Here is an 18,621-nt window from a genome sequence, read left to right on the forward strand (position 1 = left end):
CTAGTGGATGGATGATTCGTATATGGACGTACGCAAGCCCTTTGCCCAATGCATTGCCCTGTCGTTGTCGGGGATCCTGTTTCTCAATCCGATCGTCAGCGTCGCCGCCGGCCTGGTCCTGGACCCGGCCGCCGGGGGCAATGCCACCATCGGCGCGGCGGGCAACGGCGTCCCCATCGTCAACATCAATGCGGCCAATGGCAGCGGCTTGTCCCACAACAAGTTCAGCGAATACAACGTCGGCAGTAACGGCCTGATCCTCAACAACGCCACCGGCTCGACCCAGAGCACCCAGCTGGGCGGCTACATCATCGGCAACCCCAACCTCAAGGGGCAGGCGGCGCAGGTCATCCTCAACGAAGTCACCGGCAGCAACCGCAGCAAGCTGGCGGGGTACACCGAGGTGGCCGGACAGGCTGCCCGGGTGATCGTCGCCAACCCCCATGGCATTACCTGCAACGGTTGCGGCTTCATCAACACCCCGCGCGCCACCCTGACCACCGGCAAGCCGATTATCGAGGGTCAGAAGCTCGATCGCTTCCAGGTCGATGGCGGCGATATCAGCATTGAAGGTGCCGGCCTCAACGCCAGCAATATCGATCAGTTCGACCTGATCACCCGCAGCACCAAGCTCAACGCCAACCTGTATGCCAAGAACCTCAACGTCATCACCGGGCGCAACGACGTCAAGGCCGATGACCTGAGCGTCACCGCCCGGGACGCCGATGCCAGTGCCAAGCCGGAACTGGCCATCGACAGTGCGGCCCTGGGAGGCATGTACGCCGGGGCCATCCGTCTGGTGGGCACGGAGAAGGGCGTGGGTGTGAACATGTCGGGGGAGATGGCGGCCAGCACCGGTGACATCCAGATCGACGCCAACGGCAAGGTCACGGTGGCCGGCATGGGCGCCAACCAGGCGATCGCGATCAAGGCCCAGAGCATCGACCTCAAGGGCAAGGCCTATGCCGGGACCGAAGCGACCCTGCAGGCCAAGGAGCAGATCGAGGTGGGCACCAGTCTGGCGGCCCGGGATCAGGTGCGGGTGGTGGACGCCGGGCAACTGGTCAACCACGGCATCATCGAGGCCGGGGTCAACAGCGACAACAGCCGCAACGATCAAGGCGTGGTCAAGCTGAACGCCGACAACCTGGAAAACCGCGGCGATGTGCTGGCCAGCCGCTCTCTGCAACTGACCGCGCGGCAGACCCTGAGCAACCAGAACGGTGTGATCCAGGGGCCCAAGGTCGAGGTCAAGGCCGCACGCCTGGTCAACCAGGGCGGGCAGGCCCGAGTGCTGGCGCACAATGAGCTGGTGCTCACCACCCCGGCCATTGCCAACCTGGAAGGCCTGATCCGCTTTGGCGACCGGCAGGCGGCAACCCTGACCCTCGACAGCCTGAACAACAACGGCGGACGCCTGGAAGTGGCGGGTGCCGACCTGACCCTCAACGCCCGTGAGGTCAGTAACCAGAAGGGTTCGATGGTCGCCGACCAGGTTGCGATCAGCGCCCAGCGGCTGGACAACCAGCAGGGCCTGATCGGGGCCAGCCAGGGCAGCGCCACGTTCAAGACCAGCGAGCAGTTGAACAACAATGGCGGCCGGCTCCAGGCCCAGACCCTGCTGGAAACCCAGGGTGGGGAGTTGCTCAATCAGGGCGGCAAGCTGCTGGCCGACCAGATCAAGGTGACCGGCAAGCGCCTGGACAACAGCCAGAAGGGCCTGGTCAGCGCCGAGAAGGGCGCACTGCAAGTGAACCTCGATCAGGACCTGGTCAATGCCGATGGCAAGTTGCAGGCCACTTCGCTGCTGAACCTCAAGGCCGGCAGTGTGGACAACCGCGGCGGTACCCTGATCGCCCCGCAACTGACCCTCAACAGCGGCGGCAAGCTCGGCAACCAGGGCGGCACCCTCACCGCCGACGCGCTGGAGCTGCACACCGCGGACATCGACAACCAGGGCGGCCTGCTGCAGGGCAAGGACAACCTGCTGCTGGACGCCCGGGACCTGGCGAACAACCAGGGCCAGGTCATCGGCAACGTGCTGAGCGCCAACCTCGACAGCCTCAGCCAGAACCAGGCCGGGGTGTTGAGCGCCGAGACCGGCAAGTTCACGCTGACGGTCAAGCAGCACCTGAACAATGCCCTGGGCCACCTGCAGGCCAAGACCGGTGACGTGCAGATCGTCTCGGGCAGCCTGAACAACCAGGGCGGTGTGGTGGTGGGCAATCACTTGCTGCTGACCAACACCGGCCTGCTGGATAACCGTGGTGGGCAATTGGCCGGTGATCAGTTGACCGTCAGCACCCAGCGTCTGGACAACCAGGCGTCGGGCCTGCTGGCGGCCGGCAGCGATGGCCTGCAGTTGACCTTGACGGCTGACGGCGCGGCACCGGGGCAACTGCTCAACAGCCAGGGGCGCCTGCAAAGCGACGGGCACCTGCAGATCAACGGCGGTCAACTGAACAACAGTGGCGGTGTGCTGCTGGGCCGCAGTGTCGGGCTCGATACCTCCGGCCTCGACAACAGCGCCAAGGGCGCGGTGGTGGCCAGCCAGGGGGCGCTGGATCTGAAACTCAACCACGGCGCACTGAACAACAACGCCGGGGTCATCGACGCCGGTGAACAGGCGCTGCGGGTGACCCAGGGCGGGCAATTGGACAACCAGGGCGGCACCCTCAAGGGCAAGCGCCTTGAGGTCGAGGGCGCAGCCCTGGATAACCGCCAGGGACAACTGCTGGCCGGCAGCGACGGTTTGAACCTGGTGGCCGGCGGCCTGAACAACGCCCAAGGGATGATCCTGGCCAAGGACGGCCACGGCGAAGTGGCGCTGGGCCAAGGCACTCTGGACAACCGTGGAGGCACCCTGCAGGGCGCGACCCTGGGAGTCACTGCCGGGGCTGTGGATAACAGTGCCCTGAACGGCAAGGCCGGACTGATCAGCAGCCAGGCCGGAGCGCTCAAGCTGGTGGTCGATCGCCTCACCAACCAGGCGGGCAAACTCTACGCCAATGGCCTGCTCAGCAGCACCGGGCAGACCCTGGACAACCGCTTTGGCGGCGAAGTCAGCGCCCGGCAGTTGGACTTGAACGTGGCGGCCAACCTCTACAACCAGGGCGGGCTGGTGGAGTCGGGCAGCTCACTGCTGCTGGTGGGCGGCAACCTGGACAATAGCGCCGGGGGCCGGGTACGGGCGCTGGCTGGCGAGCAAAGCCGTATCACCCTGGGCGGCGTGCTGAATAACCAGGGCGGCACCCTGGCCCTGGGCTCCAGCGCCTTTGCCCTGAATGCCGGACAGCTGAACAACATCGGCGGCAGCATCGAGCACGCCGGCGGCGGCTTGTTCAAACTGGGCCTGGGGGCGCTGTCCGGCTTCCAGGGACGGATCACCGGCCTGGGCCATGGCGACTGGGATGTGGCTGCGGTGGATCGCAGCGGTCTGATGCAACTCAACGGTACGCTGGACCTGAGCACCGGGGGCGACCTCAACCTGAGTGCCGGCGACCGCATCGCCAGCGCCAGCGGCCTGCGAGTGGGCGCGGCGACCCTGAACAACGCCGGGGAGCTGGCCAGTGACGGTTACCTGACCCTGGACCTGGGGGGCAACCTGAACAACAGCGGCCTGCTGTCGTCCCGGGGCAAGCTCACGGTGGGGGCCGGCGACCTCAACCAGTACGGCGGTCGCATCGCCAGTGGCGGCGACAGCGAACTGAACCTGCGCGGCACCCTGGACAACCTGGGGCGCTTGATCGCCAGCCAGAATCTCTATGTGTCCGCGGCGCAGATCAACAACCGCGGCACCCTCGGGGCCCTGGGGCAGATGCAACTGCGCTCCGTCAACGGCATCACCACCTCGGCCGACACCCTGATCTACAGCGGCGGCGACATGCTCCTGCGGGGCAATACTCTGAGCAACAGCTATGGCGATCTCTACAGCGCCGGCAACCTCAGTTTTGCCGCCCTCGACGGTGGCCGCGCGGCCCTGCTGAGCAACCGCTCCGGGACCATCGAAAGCGAGGGCGACATGAACCTCAACGTGGCGTTGCTGCAAAACGCCATGGACAAGTACCAGGTCGGCGAAACCATCACCCAGCGCAACATCGTGATCAATTGCACCGACTGTTCCGGCGATCACCACACCGCCACTTACATCGTTAACACCACCTATGAAGGCACCATGGGCGAGCACTCCGCCGGTGCCCGCCTGGTGTCCAACCGTGACCTGACCATCAATGCCGACACAGTGGAGAACGACCAGAGCCTGATCGCCGCCAACCGCGATGTTTCCATTACGGCCAACAATCTCTACAACCGCGGCCTGACCCTGGACAAGCGGGTCGACAGCATCAGCTATTTCCTGCATGGGGTTTCCCAGGGCGCGTTCCGCGCCGCGGAGCGGGCGACCATCGCCTGGAACGCTGCCAACGCCAATCGCGCGCCGGGCCAGCAGGACCCGTTGCCGACAGAGGTGACCCAGTACCCGATCTACGAACCCGCCAGCCACACGGTGATTACTCCGGGCACCCAGACTGCCTACGCTTCCACCCTGCAGGCCGGCCAGCGCCTGCACCTGCAGGTCAGCGGCACTATCGAGAACGGCGTGCAGACCGAACAGAGCCGCGCCCAGCTCACCGGGCAGACGCTACAGAACAACCTGGCCCAGGTGGGCGGCCAGGTGATTACAGTCAACGCGCAAAGCTCCGCCGCTGCCAATCAGGTGGCCAAGGATGTGCAGCGCATCGAAAAGGTCGCCGCCGACGGCACCACCCAAGTCAGCTTCGTGCCGGTGGACTTCTCCGGCGTACCGTTCGCTGCCGTGGACCCGACCTCTCTGTCGAGTTTCCGCGTACCCCAGGGCGAGTACGGCCTGTTCGTCAAGAGCCAGAATCCCCAGGGCCGCTACCTGATCGAGACCAACCCGACCTTCACCGACCTGTCGCGCTTCATGAGTTCGGACTATATGCTCGGCCACCTCAACTACAACACCGACCAGACCTGGCGCCGCCTGGGCGACGGCCTGTATGAAACCCGCTTGATCCGCGATGCGGTGCTGGCCCAGACCGGGCAGCGCTTCCTCGCGGCAGGGCTGACCAGTGATTACGACCAGTATCGCTATCTGATGGACAACGCCATCGCTTCCAAGGACCAGTTGCAGCTCAGCGTCGGCGTGTCCCTGACCCCGGCCCAGGTGGCCTCGCTGACCCACGACATCGTGTGGATGGAAACCCGCGAAGTGCAGGGCGAGAAGGTGCTGGTGCCGGTGCTGTACCTGGCTCAGGCAGAAACCCGCAACCTGCGCGGCGGCAGCCTGGTGCAGGGGCGCGACATGACCCTGATCGCCGGTGGCGACCTGAGCAACGTTGGCACCTTGCGGGCCAGCAACGACCTGAGCGTGAATGCCGGCGGCAGCCTGTACCAGGGTGGCCTGATCGAAGCCAACGAGCGGGTCAGCCTGATGGCCCAGGACAGCGTGCGCAACGCCCTGGCCGGGGAGATTCGCGGCAACCAGGTCAGCGTCACCTCGATCAAGGGCGACATCATCAACGACCGCACCGCGGTGGCCGTCGGCTACGGCTCGGGCAGTCGCACCATCCTTGACCAGGGCAGCCAGATCACCGCGCGCCAGCAGCTCGACCTCAGCGCCGGCCGTGACCTGAGCAACCTTGGTCAGCTCGCCAGCGCCGGGGATGCCAAGCTCAGCGCTGGTCGTGACATCGATTTACTGGCGGTGCAGGACCATACCTTCACCCAGAGCGCGATCCGTCGCGGCCTGGTGACCCACGACACGGTGCAGACCCTGGGCTCCAGCGTGACCACCGGCGGCAACCTGCAACTCAATGCCGGGCGCGACCTGGCGGTGGTGGCGAGCAAGGTTGATGCCGGCCATGACCTGTCCCTCAACGCCAAGCGCGACATCGTCATCGCCTCGGCCCAGGACGAGCAGTCCTCGACCTCCTACCAGAAGAAGAAAGGTTCCTGGGGCAAGAGCAAGACCACTCAGAGCGCCGACTCCTCGACCACCAACGTGGCCTCCGAGATCAGCGCCGGGCACGACCTGATGGTCAACGTCAGCCAGGACAAGGACGGCCGCATCAGCCTCAATGGCGGGCGCGACGTGACGGTAGTCGGTAGCCAGCTCAAGGCCGGCAACGACCTGCTGGTGGGTGCCACCCGCGACGTGAGCCTGGTCTCTGCCCAGGAGCAGCAGGACAGCGCCTACAGCCAGAAGAAGAAAGGCAGCTTCGGCTTGAGCAAGAGCGGCAACAGCCGCACCTCCAGCAGCACCACCCAGGTGGGTAGCGAGCTGAGTGCCGGCAATGACGCGGTGGTGATCGCCGGCACCAACGTCAACCTTTCGGCCAGCTCCATCGAGGCCAAGCGCGATGCCGAAGTGCGCGCCGGACTGATCGACAAGAACGGCGACATCAACCTGATGGATGCAGCCAACACCTCCAGCAGCCAGAGCGAGAAGTACAAGAGCAAGGTGGGGCTTTCCAGTTCCGGCAGCTTCACTTCGATTGCCTCGGCGAAGAAGTCGGGGCAGGAAAACACCCAGTCCCAGAGCGTTGGCAGCGTGGTCAGCGGCGGGCGTGACACCACCCTGCAGGCGGCCCGCGACGTCAACATGATCGGCAGCACGGCGGCGGCCGAGCGCAACCTCAATGTGGGGGCGGGCCGCGACGTCAACGTGCTGGCTGGCAGCAACAGTTCGGACCAGAGCAACTGGAAATCCGAGAAGCATGTGGGGCTGTCCCTGGAGAGCGATCGCAACGGCGTCACCGCGTTCCTGGGCAGCGAAGCCCTCAAGCAGAAGTCGCGCAATGCCGAGCAGACAGTGGCGCCGAGCCAGTTGCTGGCCGGGCAGGATGCAACCATCAAGGCCGGGCGTGACCTGACCCTGGAAGGCTCGCGGGTGGATGCCGGGCGCGATATCAACCTGCAGGCCGGGCGCGATATCAGCATCGATGCCGGCAAGCAAACCTCGATCGAGGAACGCAGCAAGAGCCGTGATCGCAATGGCCTGACGGTCAACGTCAGCCACAACTACGGCAACACCATGGATGCGATCAAGGGCACCGGCAAAGGCGAGGACAACACCAGCAAGGCCTCCAGCGTGCTGAGCACCGTGGATGCGATCAACCAGTTCACCTCGGGCCCGACCACCGCGACCCACTTCGGCACGGCCAGCCAGTCCAGCAGCTCGCGCCAGGAAGTGCACAGCAACAGCCCTGCCAGCCTCGGTGCCGGGCGGGACATCAGCGCCGTGGCCGGCAATGACATCAACATTCGTGGCGGTCAGTTCGACGCCGGGCGCGACATCACCCTGGTGGGGCGCGACATCAATGTGGATGTGGCCCGCGGCTCGATTTCCGAAGAGAGCAAGAGCGCCCGCAGCCAGGGCGGCATCAATGGCCAGAGCGGCGGCGGCAGCGCCCGTGCCGGTATCGGTGGCAGCAACGGTGTGGCCAGCGAGCAGATGAGCCAGGGCACCAACACCCCGTCGGTGTTCCTCGCCGGGCGCGACGTCAGCCTTGAGGCGCGCAACAACCTGACCCTGATCGGAACCCAGGTCCAGGCCGGGCGCGATATCGACCTGGGGGCCGGCAACGACCTGACCATCCGCGCTGCGCAGAACGATTCCAGCAGCGAGTCCAGCCGTCACAGCGGCGGAGGCGAAGTGGGCCTGGCGGTGGGTGGCAAGGACTTCATCTCGGTCTATGCCAGCGTCGACATGGGCAAGGGCCAACTGGACCGGGACAACCAGCGGCAACAGAACGCCAACCTGGTGGCCGGCGACCAGCTGCGTTTCAGCAGCGGCAAGGACACCACCATTGCCGGCGCCACCCTGCGCGGCGGAGAGGTCATCGGCCGGGTGGGCGGCGACCTGACCGTGTCCTCGGTGCCGGATACCGGCAAGGTCAGCGGCAAGGAACTGGATGCCAGCGTCACCGTGAGCATCGGCCTGGGCGGCGGTGGCAGCGTCAGCGGTTCCCTGGGTGTGGGCAAGACCACCGGCACGACCAACTGGGTCCAGGAGCAGACCAGCATCACCGGCAAGAACGGTGTCGACATCCGCACCGAGAAGCACACCCAGCTCGATGGCGCGCTGGTCGCCGCCGACAACGGCAACCTCAAGCTGGACACCGGCACCCTGGGCTTCCGCGATATCTCCGGCCAGGACAAGGAGCACAGCTACTACGTCAACGCGGGCGGCACCTTTGGCTGGGGCGGCGGCGACGGCGCCAAGTCCACCGGCGGCAAGGAGGTGGCCTTCACCAATGACAAGAGCCAGGAAGGCAAGGGCAAGACCGGGGCTTCGGGCTGGAGTGTCAGCGGCTATGACTACCGCAAGGAGCGTGAGCAAGAGGTCCGGGCCACAGTGGGCGCGGGCACCATCACCGTGCGCAACGACGCCAAGACTGGCGCCGACTCCACGGCGGGCCTGAACCGTGATCCGTCACGGGCCTACGAGATCACCAAGGACAAGGAAAAGCGTACCGATCTGTATGTGTCCCAGTCGTCCCTGGAATCGGTGAACCACCCGATTCAGACCCTGAACCAGTGGAAGGAGGGGATGAAGAACTATGGCAAGAATGCCTCGGGTATCTTCACCCAGTTTGGTGACCTGAGTAAGGCGGCGGACCAGGTGGTGGCCGACAACCCGTCGTTGCTGCCGCTGGCCTGGATTCCTGGGCTCCTGGAAACCGTGCTCGACAAGGCTGGCAAGTACACCGGTGGCGTCATGCCCGGCGTCGAGAACCATGGTGGCCTGATCACCCAGGTGCCGGCCTTGATCACGGGTGACATGCGCTTCTACCGGGTTGAGACCAAGTACCAGTACGAGTCCGACGGCAAGACCATCAAGGTGGACCCGGTGTCCGGCAAACCGATGATCGAGAACGTGCAGAAGCTGATGGAGATCGAGCGTCCCGATGGTGATGGTGCAGTGTTCACCAACGGCATCCAGAACTCGCTGATGGCGGCATTGGTCAACGGTGCGATGCAGACCGGCTCCGATTCCTTCATGCAGGCCTACAACCCCGAGCACGGGATTCTCGGCGACTTGGTCGAGTCGCTGTGGGATGTGGCGCTGGGCGGGACGGTGCGCTCTGGTAACGCCCAGCAGTTGCACGATTTCTTCCAGGCCGGGATCAAGGATGAGTACAAGCTGGACGTTGCCGGCCACAGCCAGGGCGGTCTGTTGACCTACCGGGCTATTTCCGGCCTGGATTTCAACCTCAATGGCCAGGTCGGGAGCATCCAGTTGTCCGGCGCCCCAGTGGGTTCCAAGAGCTTCTTTGAAGCCGCCGATGCCGCCGGATTCGATATCGGCAACGGCGCCTTCTTCCAGGTCAACCGTCCGGGGTCGAAGACCTTTTTCGGCATGTTGCCGGTCACCGATACCGTGTCGGATCTGCTGGGGCAGAACTTCACGCACTCGTCCGACCCGGTGGCTCGTTTCTTCGGTTCGCTGGCGACCAGCACCTCGTTGATGGGAGTGGATAGCCCGCACTCGAACTACCTGTGTGTTGCCAAGGGCATGTGCGGTGATGCGCCCAATGCGCTGCAGGACCAGTTCAAGAAGAATCCCCGGTACATTGAACCTACGTTCATCGATGCCAATGGCAAGGACACTATCCGCAGATGAGGGGTAGTCCAAGTGTGGTGGTGGGGCTGGCATTGCTGCTCGGGGGATGCCTGAACCTCCCCGCCAAGCCGCAGGAGCGACGCACCGAACAGCGCATGTTGTGTAGCGAAGGGGCCAAGCGAGTGACCTTGCCCCAGCGTTTCTCTTTCGACCTGCCTGAACCGTTCCGGCACACAGAATGCGGTACGCTCATGGGCGGTTTCTACTACGACAGAATCAGCGACAGCCTGTCTGTCGCTACTGAGGGGACCTTCGCCTATGGCGATGTTCAGGTATCGGCGTCTTCGCTGTACATGAAGGTCAGCAGTTTTCTCGACGGTGAGGGTTATGGGCTGATGTATCCCCACGACGCCTTTCTCCAGGGCAAGCTGGCTGCATTGGCTTTGCCCGGCAGTGGTGCCAAACCCCGTGAAGTGGATTGGGTCACCCGGGGCAGCTACCAGTGCCTGCGTTTCTATGAGCACTGGCAGGGGCCTGCTGTGGGGCTCTGGGAGGATGAGGTCAGGTATTGGTGCTGGGAAGGGGAAAGCGGCCTTACTCAACCGTTCTATGTACATGCCGGGCAACGTCTGGCTTTGGGCGCCAAGGGTTACGATCTGGATCGGACCTTTATCCTGCCGTTCTTTGACAGCTTGCAGATCAAGCGTCTGGCACCTTCGGCTCTGGCTCAGGTACAAAGCCGGCTCCAGGCTGTTTGTGCCCGCGGCAAGGCTCGTTATGACCGGGGAAGTGCCTGGGGCAGCGACTATCCGGACAAGCGCCTGACCCTGACCCGCCTGCACTACTGCGGCTACGATGTGCCGCTGCCCGACCTCTCAGCCCCGCTGCCCCAGGCCAAAGGCGACTGAACCTTCGCCTGTCACAAGACTCAAGTACCCATGTAAGCCCATGCCCTTGGGGCGCCTGCCACTATTCCTCCGGGGTGAAGGCTGGCAGACTGCCGGTCTTTTCCCGCTGTTTGTCTTGAGGCTTTATGCCAGCGTTTTCACAGCGTCATCTGTTGTTCATCAGTTGGATCATCATCTTCGGTGGCCTGTTGCTGGCCTTGCCCATGCGTCTGTTGCCCAGCCTGCTGGCCGGTCTCTTGGTGTTCGAGCTGGTCAACATGCTCACCCCGCAATTGCAGCGGCTGATCGAGGGCCGGCGCGCGCGCTGGCTGGCGGTGGCCCTGCTGGGCACCCTGGTGGTCAGTCTGCTGACCCTGCTGTTCGCCGGAGCCATCAGCTTCCTCTTGCATGAAGCGGAGAATCCCGGGGCTTCGCTGGGCAAGTTCATGGTGGTGGTGGACAAGGCCCGCGGCCAGTTGCCGCCGTTCCTCGACGCCTACCTGCCGGCCAGCGCCGCGGAGTTCCAGGCGGCCATAGGCGCCTGGGCCAGCAAGCACTTGAGCGAGTTGCAGCTGGTGGGCAAGGACGCGGCGCACATGTTCGTGACCCTGCTGATCGGCATGGTCCTGGGGGCGATCATCGCCCTGCAGCGCATCCCCGACCTGACCAAGCGCAAGCCCCTGGCAGCGGCGCTGTTCGACCGCCTGCACTTGCTGGTCCAGGCGTTTCGCAACATCGTCTTCGCGCAGATCAAGATCTCCCTGCTCAACACCTTCTTCACCGGGATCTTCCTGGCGCTGATCCTGCCGCTGTTCGGGGTCAAGCTGCCGCTGACCAAGACCCTGATCGTGCTGACCTTCCTGCTGGGCCTGCTGCCGGTGATCGGCAACCTGATCTCCAACACCCTGATCACCATCGTCGGGCTGTCGCTGTCGATCTGGGTGGCGGTAGCGGCGCTGGGCTACCTGATCTTTATCCACAAGCTGGAATACTTCCTCAACGCGCGGATCGTCGGCGGGCAGATCAGTGCCAAGTCCTGGGAACTGCTCCTGGCGATGCTGGTGTTCGAGGCCGCCTTCGGCCTGCCCGGGGTGGTGGCGGGGCCGATCTATTACGCGTACTTGAAGAGCGAGTTGAAGCTGGCGGGACTGGTGTGAATCTAGGTCGCCGGCCAGCCGGCTCCTACAACGGTCTGTAGGAGCCGGCTGGCCGGCGAGGCGGTTTCAGCCGTAACGCTTCTTGGCTTCGATGGCCAGACCGCTGCCGATGCTGCCGAAGATATTGCCTTCCACATGCCGGGCGTTGGGCAGCATGGCTGCCACGCTCTGGCGCAGCGCCGGAATACCGCTGGAACCGCCGGTGAAGAACACCGTGTCGACCTGGGCCACACCAACATTGGCATCGCTCAGCAGTTGGGTGACGCTGGTGCGGATGCGCTCCAGCAAACCGTCGATGGAGGATTCGAACAGGGCCCGGCTCAGATCGACGCTGAGGTCGCGCTCGATGCGGTCCAGGGCCACCAGTCGGTTCTCGGCGTGGGTCAGCTGGATCTTGGTTTCTTCCACTTCCATGGCCAGCCAGTGCCCGGCGCGCTGTTCGATCAGCTTGAACAGACGGTCGATGCCGCCGGTGTCCTCGATGTCGTAGCGCATGCTGCCCAGGGCCAGCTGGGACTTTTGCGAGTACACCGAGTTGATGGTGTGCCAGGTCGCCAGGTTCATGTGGTGGCTGGTGGGCATGTAGGCGCCGCTCTTCATCCGGCTGCCGTAGCCGAACAGCGGCATCACGCCCTGCAGGCTCAGTTGCTTGTCGAAGTCGGTACCGCCGACGTGCACGCCGCCAGTGGCGAGGATGTCGTCGTGACGGTTGTCGACGCCACGGCGCTCGGGGGACAGGCGCACCAGGGAAAAGTCCGAAGTACCACCGCCGATGTCGACGATCAGTACCAGCTCTTCGCGTTCGATGGTGGATTCGTAGTCGAAGGCCGCGGCGATGGGTTCGTACTGGAAGGACACTTCCTTGAAGCCGATCTTGCGCGCCACTTCCACCAGGGTGTCTTCGGCTTCCTGGTCGGCGGCGGCATCGTCATCGACGAAGAACACCGGGCGGCCCAGTACCACTTGCTCGAATTCCCGACCGGCGGTGGCTTCGGCGCGGCTTTTCAGCTGGCCGATGAACAGCCCCAAGAGGTCCTTGAACGGCATCGCGGTACCCAGCACGCTGGTGTCGTGCTTGATCAGCTTGGAGCCCAGCAGGCTCTTCAGCGAGCGCATCAGCCGGCCTTCGTAGCCTTCCAGGTATTCGTGCAACGCCAGGCGGCCGTACACCGGACGGCGCTCCTCGATATTGAAGAACACCACCGAAGGCAGGGTGATCTTGTCGTCCTCCAGGGCGATCAGCGTCTCCTCGCCGGGGCGCAGCCAGCCGACGGTGGAGTTGGAGGTACCGAAGTCAATGCCGCAGGCACGGGCCGGGGTGGCGTTGTTCATGTCTTTGGATCCGGTGAAAAAAACGGCCGCGAAGCGTACGCCAGTCCTCGCGCGTTGCAAAGGCCGACTATCTGCTAAATCACCCCCTGTCGTGCCTTGAAAGACTATCCTTGACCCCCAAACTTGCAGGCATGGGCCGAGCAGCCACCAGTGATCACAAGATCCGCCCGCGGCTGCCGATAAACTTCTGATGCGCCGTTCAGTCAGAGGATTGAGATTGATCAATTCTCATGCTGCCAGACCGAGCATGCTGTGCTGCACGCCGCGCGACTTTGATAACGGATGGTGATTCCCTCGATGGACTTCAAAGACTATTACAAGATTCTCGGCGTGGAGCCGACGGCGGACGACAAGGCGATCAAGGCCGCCTATCGCAAGCTGGCGCGCAAATACCACCCCGACGTCAGTAAGGAAAAGGATGCCGAGGCCAAGTTCAAGGATGCCTCGGAAGCCTATGAAGCGCTGAAAAGCGCCGACAAGCGCGCCGAGTACGACGACCTGCGCAAGTACGGCCAGCACGGCCAGCCGTTCCAGGGGCCACCGGGCTGGCAGAGCCGTGGCGGCTTTGGTGGCGGTGACGGTGGGGACTTCTCGGACTTCTTCAGTTCGATCTTTGGCAACCGGGGGCCAGGATTCGGCGGCCCGGAGCAGCGCCGCAGCAGCGGTCGTCGTGGACAGGATGTGGAAATGGAACTGCCGATCTTTCTTGAAGAAACCCTGTCGAACGAGTCGAAGAAGATCAGCTTCCAGGTGCCACAATACAACGCCAACGGGCAGCACGTCAGCAACACCAGCAAAAGCCTGAACGTGAAGATTCCGGCCGGGGTCACCGACGGCGAGCGCATCCGCCTCAAGGGCCAGGGCGCGCCGGGCGTGGGCGGCGGGGCCAATGGCGACCTGTACCTGACCATTCGTTTTGCGCCCCATCCGAAGTTCGATGTCGAAGGTGAAAACCTGATCATCACCCTGCCGCTGGCCCCTTGGGAGCTGGCGTTGGGCACCGAGGTGGCGGTCCCGACCCTGACCGGCAAGATCAATCTCAAGGTCCCGGCCGGCAGCCAGAACGGCCAGCGCATGCGCGCCAAGGGGCACGGTCTGCTGAACAAGGCCGGCCAGCGTGGCTACCTGTTCGTCCAGCTCAAGGCGGTGATGCCCAAGCACACCGGCGACGACGTCAAGGCGTTGTGGCAGGAACTGGCGAAGAAGGCGGCGTTCGACCCCCGGGAAAATTTCTGATTCGACACTAGGAGGCGCTGATCATGAGCACCCTGATCGTTCAGCTGGACATGGAAGAGTTCTGTGAAGTGGCCGACCTGTCGGCGGCCTACGTGATCGAAATCGTCGAACACGGCATCCTTGAACCTCAGGGGACGGCGCCCAAGGACTGGCGCTTCAATGATGTCGAACTGGCCCTGGCCAAACGCGCGGCGAAGTTGCGCCGCGACCTGGACCTGGAGTGGGAGGGCGTCGCCCTGGCGTTGGACCTGCTGGACGAGGTGCGGCAACTGCGGGCGGAGAACCAGATGCTCAAGCAGCGCCTGGGCCGCCTGCTGCTGGACTGATGTCCCATGGCCTGACGGACTGACGGACTGACGGACTGACGGACTGACGGCCTGTAGCCGCTGCCGAGCGCCAGCGAGGCTGCGACCGGGCGCGCAGCGGCCGTAAAAACAGGCAGCTGCGGCGTGTCAGGAAAAGCAGGTTGCGAGGACTGCGTCCTCGTTCGCAGCTTCGCTGGCGCTCAGCAGCGGCTACAGAGGGCAGCAGCAGTTATAGCGTGCCTCAGGCGCGGGAGACCCGCGGCAGGGTGACGGTGAAGGTGGTGCCGTCGCTTTCGTTGGAGCTGACCTCGATGCTGCCTTGGTGCGCGGTCACCACTTCCTTGACGATGAACAACCCCAGGCCAAGGCTGGTGCTGGTGCTGCCCAGTTCCTCATCGGCACTGCGCACCAAAGGATCGAACAGCGTGCCCAGGGCTTCCTTGGGAATCGGCGTGCCGTAATTGTGCACGGTCAACAGCACCTGTTCCGCACCGCCGGTAATGGTCACGGTCACGGTACGGCGGTTGCTGCCGTGCTGCAGGGCGTTGCCGATCAGGTTCTGCAGCATCTGCTCGATACGTCCCCGGTCCCAGATGCCATGGCTGTCACCTTCGAAGCTCAGTAACGGCGTGCAATCGGGCTGTCCGGCGCAGGCTTCGTCCATGGCGGCCTTGGCGGCGCTGGCCAGGTCCATGGGCGCGGGGTCGATGGGCAGGCCGTTGCCCAGGCGACTGCGGACGAACTCCAGCAAATCGCTGACCATGGCGCCCATGTGTCGGGTGCCGGTCTTGATACGTGAGACAAAGGCCTGGGCGTCGCCATCCAGCGGCACTTTGCGCGCCAGCATCTCGGTGGACATGCTCACCGCCTGCAACGGTGCCCGCAGGTCGTGGCCGAGAATCGCCAGGAAGATGTCCCGTGAGCGGCTGACCTGCTCGGCATAGGCGCAGGTGGACTCGGCCAGGGCTTCGTCGATGGCCTCGTTGAAACGGATCATGTCCTGCAGGTGTTCCAGGTCCGGGGTTACCAGGCTGGCGACCCACAGACGGATCACACAGGCCCGCAGGTGGCGGAACTCGGACGTCATCTGCACCAGATCGAAACCCACGTGATGGCGCAGTTCGCCATGGCTGGCGGCGGCCGCATCCAGGCTCGGGGATTTCTCCGGGCCTTCGCCCCTGGCCTTGGCCAGCTGTTCACCCGGGCTCTGGGTGATGCGCATGTCCCGGGCGGCCGCCAGCAGGATCGAGGTGGCGTGATCCCGCAGGTCGCTGCGGGTCAGAGTGTCCGCGGCCAGGGTCCTGGCAAATTGTTCCCATTCATCAACGATTCGATCAACGTGCTGCACGATGAAATCGGACAGGCGCATAGCCGGGCACCTTATTGGGCAGAGAGTGGAAAACCGACACGCATCTTAGCGCCTTATCCACGGCTTCAACATTGTGCCTGCCCAGTGGCCGGACACGCCTCAGAACAGGAAGTAACGCTGGGCCATGGGCAACACATCCGCCGGTTCACACCACAGCAGTACACCGTCGGCCTTGACCTGATAGGTCTGCGGGTCGACCTCGATGTTCGGCAGGTAGTCATTGTGGATCAGGTCGCTCTTTTGCACGGTGCGACAGCCCTTGACCACGGCGATGCGCTTCTTCAGCCCCAGTTGCTCCGGTACGCCGGCGTCCAGTGCGGCCTGGCTGATAAAGGTCAGGCTGGTGGCGTGGCGGCTGCCGCCAAAGCTTGCGAACATCGGCCGGTAGTGCACCGGTTGCGGGGTCGGGATCGAGGCATTGGCGTCACCCATCAGGCTCGCGGCAATGGCCCCGCCCTTGAGGATCAGGGTCGGCTTGACCCCGAAGAAGGCCGGGCGCCAGAGCACCAGGTCGGCCCATTTGCCTACTTCGATAGAGCCCACCTCATGGCTGATGCCGTGGGTGATGGCCGGGTTGATGGTGTACTTGGCGATGTAGCGCTTGACCCGGAAGTTGCTGTTGCCCGGGCCGTCGCCCGGCAGCGGACCGCGCTGGCGGTGCATCTTGTCGGCGGTCTGCCAGGTGCGGGTCACCACTTCGCCGACCCGGCCCATGGCCTGGCTGTCGGAGCTGATCATCGAGAACGCCCCCAGGTCATGGAGGATGTCTTCGGCGGCGATGGTCTCGCGGCGGATGCGGCTCTCGGCAAAAGCCACGTCCTCGGCGATGCTCGGGTCCAGGTGATGGCAGACCATGAGCATGTCCAGGTGCTCGTCGATGGTGTTGCGGGTGAAGGGCCGGGTCGGGTTGGTGGAGCTGGGCAGCACATTGGCGAAGCCACAGGCCTTGATGATGTCCGGGGCATGGCCGCCGCCGGCACCTTCGGTGTGGTAGGTGTGGATGGTCCGGCCCTTGAAGGCGCCGAGGGTGGTTTCGACGAAGCCGGATTCGTTCAGCGTGTCGGTGTGGATCGCCACCTGCACGTCGTACTCATCGGCCACGCTCAGGCAGTTGTCGATACTGGCCGGGGTGCTGCCCCAGTCCTCGTGCAGCTTGAGGCCGATGGCCCCCGCCTTGACCTGCTCGATCAAGGGCTCCGGCAGGCTGGCGTTGCCCTTGCCGGTAAAACCGATGTTCATCGGGAAGGCGTCCGCGGCCTGGAGCATGCGCGCCATGTGCCAAGGCCCGGAGGTGCAGGTGGTGGCGTTGGTCCCGGTGGCCGGCCCGGTGCCGCCGCCGATCATGGTGGTGACGCCGCTCATCAGCGCTTCTTCAATCTGTTGCGGGCAGATGAAGTGGATATGGGTATCGATGCCGCCGGCGGTGAGGATCATGCCTTCACCGGCGATGACCTCGGTGCTGGCGCCGATGGCGATGGTCACATCGGGCTGGATATCCGGGTTGCCGGCCTTGCCGATGGCGGCGATGCGCCCGTCCTTCAAACCGACGTCGGCCTTGACGATGCCCCAGTGATCGATGATCAGCGCGTTGGTGATCAGGGTGTCCACCACATCGCACGCCAGCAGCTGGCTCTGGCCCATGCCATCGCGAATCACCTTGCCGCCACCGAACTTCACTTCTTCACCGTAGGTGGTGAAGTCCTGCTCCACTTCGATCCACAGCTCGGTGTCGGCCAGCCGTACCTTGTCGCCCACGGTAGGGCCGAACATGTCGGCGTAGGCCTCACGGGAAATCTTCATCGCAGCTCCTTACAGAAACAGGTCTTGTAGGAGCCGGCTTGCCGGCGAAGGGGCCCGAAAGACCGCATTCGCCACCAAGCTGGCTCCTATGTGCGTAGGGTCGAGGGCTCAGAGGTCGCCCATGATGCGTCCGGCAAAGCCGAACACCCGGCGCTTGCCGGCCAGATCCACCAGTTCCACTTCCCGGGTCTGTCCCGGTTCGAAGCGCACCGCGGTGCCGGCGGCGATGTTCAGGCGCATGCCGCGGCTGGCGGCGCGGTCGAAGGTCAGGGCGTCGTTGGTTTCGAAAAAGTGATAGTGGGAGCCGACCTGGATCGGCCGGTCGCCACTGTTGGCCACGCTGAGGGTCAAGGTGCGGCGCCCGGCATTGAGTTCGATCTCGCCGGGCTGGATCTGGTATTGGCCAGGAATCATAGGGGTTGTCCCAGGGTCTTGAAGTAGATGGCGGTGGCGGTGTAGGTGCCGTCCGGGCTCTGGCAGTAGTTGGGCAGTTCGCCGACCCGGGTGTAGCCCAGGGAACGGTAGAAGTCCTCGGCCGCCGACCCAGCCTCGGTGTCCAGGTACAGCAGCCCGCGCTTGTGCTGGCGGGCGGCCTGCTCCAGGGCGTTCATCAGTTGCTGGCCCAGGCCACGGCGCCGGGCGCTGTGCAGCACCTGGAGCTTTTGCACCTCGGCGCGATTGCGCCCATTGGCCTTCATGCACAGCGCCAGCTGCACGCTGGCCAGGACCTTCTCATCGTGAACCACCACCCACAGCATCAGGCTGCCGTCCTCGACGCCTGCCTGCACGCTGCCGAGGTAGTCCCGGGCCTGGCTGTCGTCCAGATCGGCCATGAAGCCGATGGACGCGCCGTGGTGCACCGAATCCAGCAGCAGGTCGATCAATCCTTGACGGTAATGGGCAAAGCTTTCTCCATGGACTCGGCGCAGTTGGGCGGCGTTCATCGAGA

General features: G+C 64.3%; 10 protein-coding genes. 5 read left to right on the forward strand and 5 right to left on the reverse strand.

What is annotated here, in order from left to right:
• Positions 1 to 22 precede the first annotated feature (22 nt).
• The 3 genes from DWF74_RS19140 (at position 23) to DWF74_RS19150 (ending at position 11,630) form a co-directional block, all read left to right on the forward strand.
• The gene (locus DWF74_RS19140) at positions 23 to 9,646 is read left to right on the forward strand and encodes a hemagglutinin repeat-containing protein (RefSeq protein ID WP_115581495.1); all 9,624 of its coding nucleotides are present in this window, start codon (positions 23 to 25) and stop codon (positions 9,644 to 9,646) included.
• Complete coding sequence (locus DWF74_RS19145) at positions 9,643 to 10,494, forward strand: hypothetical protein (protein ID WP_205413458.1); 852 nt, start codon at positions 9,643 to 9,645, stop codon at positions 10,492 to 10,494. Before DWF74_RS19140 ends, DWF74_RS19145 begins: the two co-directional genes overlap by 4 nt.
• 125 nt (positions 10,495 to 10,619) lie before the next feature.
• Positions 10,620 to 11,630, forward strand: coding sequence for an AI-2E family transporter (locus DWF74_RS19150; RefSeq protein WP_102862954.1), 1,011 nt, complete (start codon positions 10,620 to 10,622; stop codon positions 11,628 to 11,630).
• 66 nt (positions 11,631 to 11,696) lie between these two features.
• Here the strand turns inward: DWF74_RS19150 and DWF74_RS19155 are convergent, their stop codons facing one another.
• Entirely contained in the window at positions 11,697 to 12,962 is a 1,266-nt protein-coding gene (locus tag DWF74_RS19155) for an Hsp70 family protein (RefSeq protein WP_102862955.1), read from the reverse strand.
• Between the two features lie 297 nt (positions 12,963 to 13,259).
• Between DWF74_RS19155 and DWF74_RS19160 the strand changes: the two genes are divergently transcribed.
• Complete coding sequence (locus tag DWF74_RS19160) at positions 13,260 to 14,198, forward strand: DnaJ C-terminal domain-containing protein (protein ID WP_102863062.1); 939 nt, start codon at positions 13,260 to 13,262, stop codon at positions 14,196 to 14,198.
• A gap of 23 nt (positions 14,199 to 14,221) precedes the next feature.
• Complete coding sequence (locus DWF74_RS19165; RefSeq protein ID WP_102862956.1) at positions 14,222 to 14,524, forward strand: chaperone modulator CbpM; 303 nt, start codon at positions 14,222 to 14,224, stop codon at positions 14,522 to 14,524.
• A 220-nt stretch (positions 14,525 to 14,744) separates the two neighbouring features.
• Here the strand turns inward: DWF74_RS19165 and DWF74_RS19170 are convergent, their stop codons facing one another.
• The 4 genes from DWF74_RS19170 to DWF74_RS19185 form a co-directional block, all read right to left on the reverse strand.
• Positions 14,745 to 15,872, reverse strand: a complete 1,128-nt coding sequence (locus DWF74_RS19170; protein ID WP_102862957.1) for a sensor histidine kinase — start codon at positions 15,870 to 15,872, stop codon at positions 14,745 to 14,747.
• A gap of 99 nt (positions 15,873 to 15,971) precedes the next feature.
• On the reverse strand, positions 15,972 to 17,672 hold the full coding sequence (ureC, locus tag DWF74_RS19175; protein WP_102862958.1) for an urease subunit alpha: 1,701 nt from the start codon (positions 17,670 to 17,672) through the stop codon (positions 15,972 to 15,974).
• 108 nt (positions 17,673 to 17,780) lie between these two features.
• Positions 17,781 to 18,086 (reverse strand): urease subunit beta, encoded by a 306-nt coding sequence (locus DWF74_RS19180; RefSeq protein ID WP_102862959.1) that lies wholly within the window; start codon positions 18,084 to 18,086, stop codon positions 17,781 to 17,783.
• Positions 18,083 to 18,616, reverse strand: a complete 534-nt coding sequence (locus DWF74_RS19185) for a GNAT family N-acetyltransferase (protein ID WP_102862960.1) — start codon at positions 18,614 to 18,616, stop codon at positions 18,083 to 18,085. The genes DWF74_RS19180 and DWF74_RS19185 overlap by 4 nt, the downstream gene beginning before the upstream one ends.
• Positions 18,617 to 18,621 lie beyond the last annotated feature (5 nt).

It is taken from the genome of Pseudomonas protegens (genome assembly GCF_003363755.1).
Taxonomy (GTDB): domain Bacteria; phylum Pseudomonadota; class Gammaproteobacteria; order Pseudomonadales; family Pseudomonadaceae; genus Aquipseudomonas; species Aquipseudomonas danubii.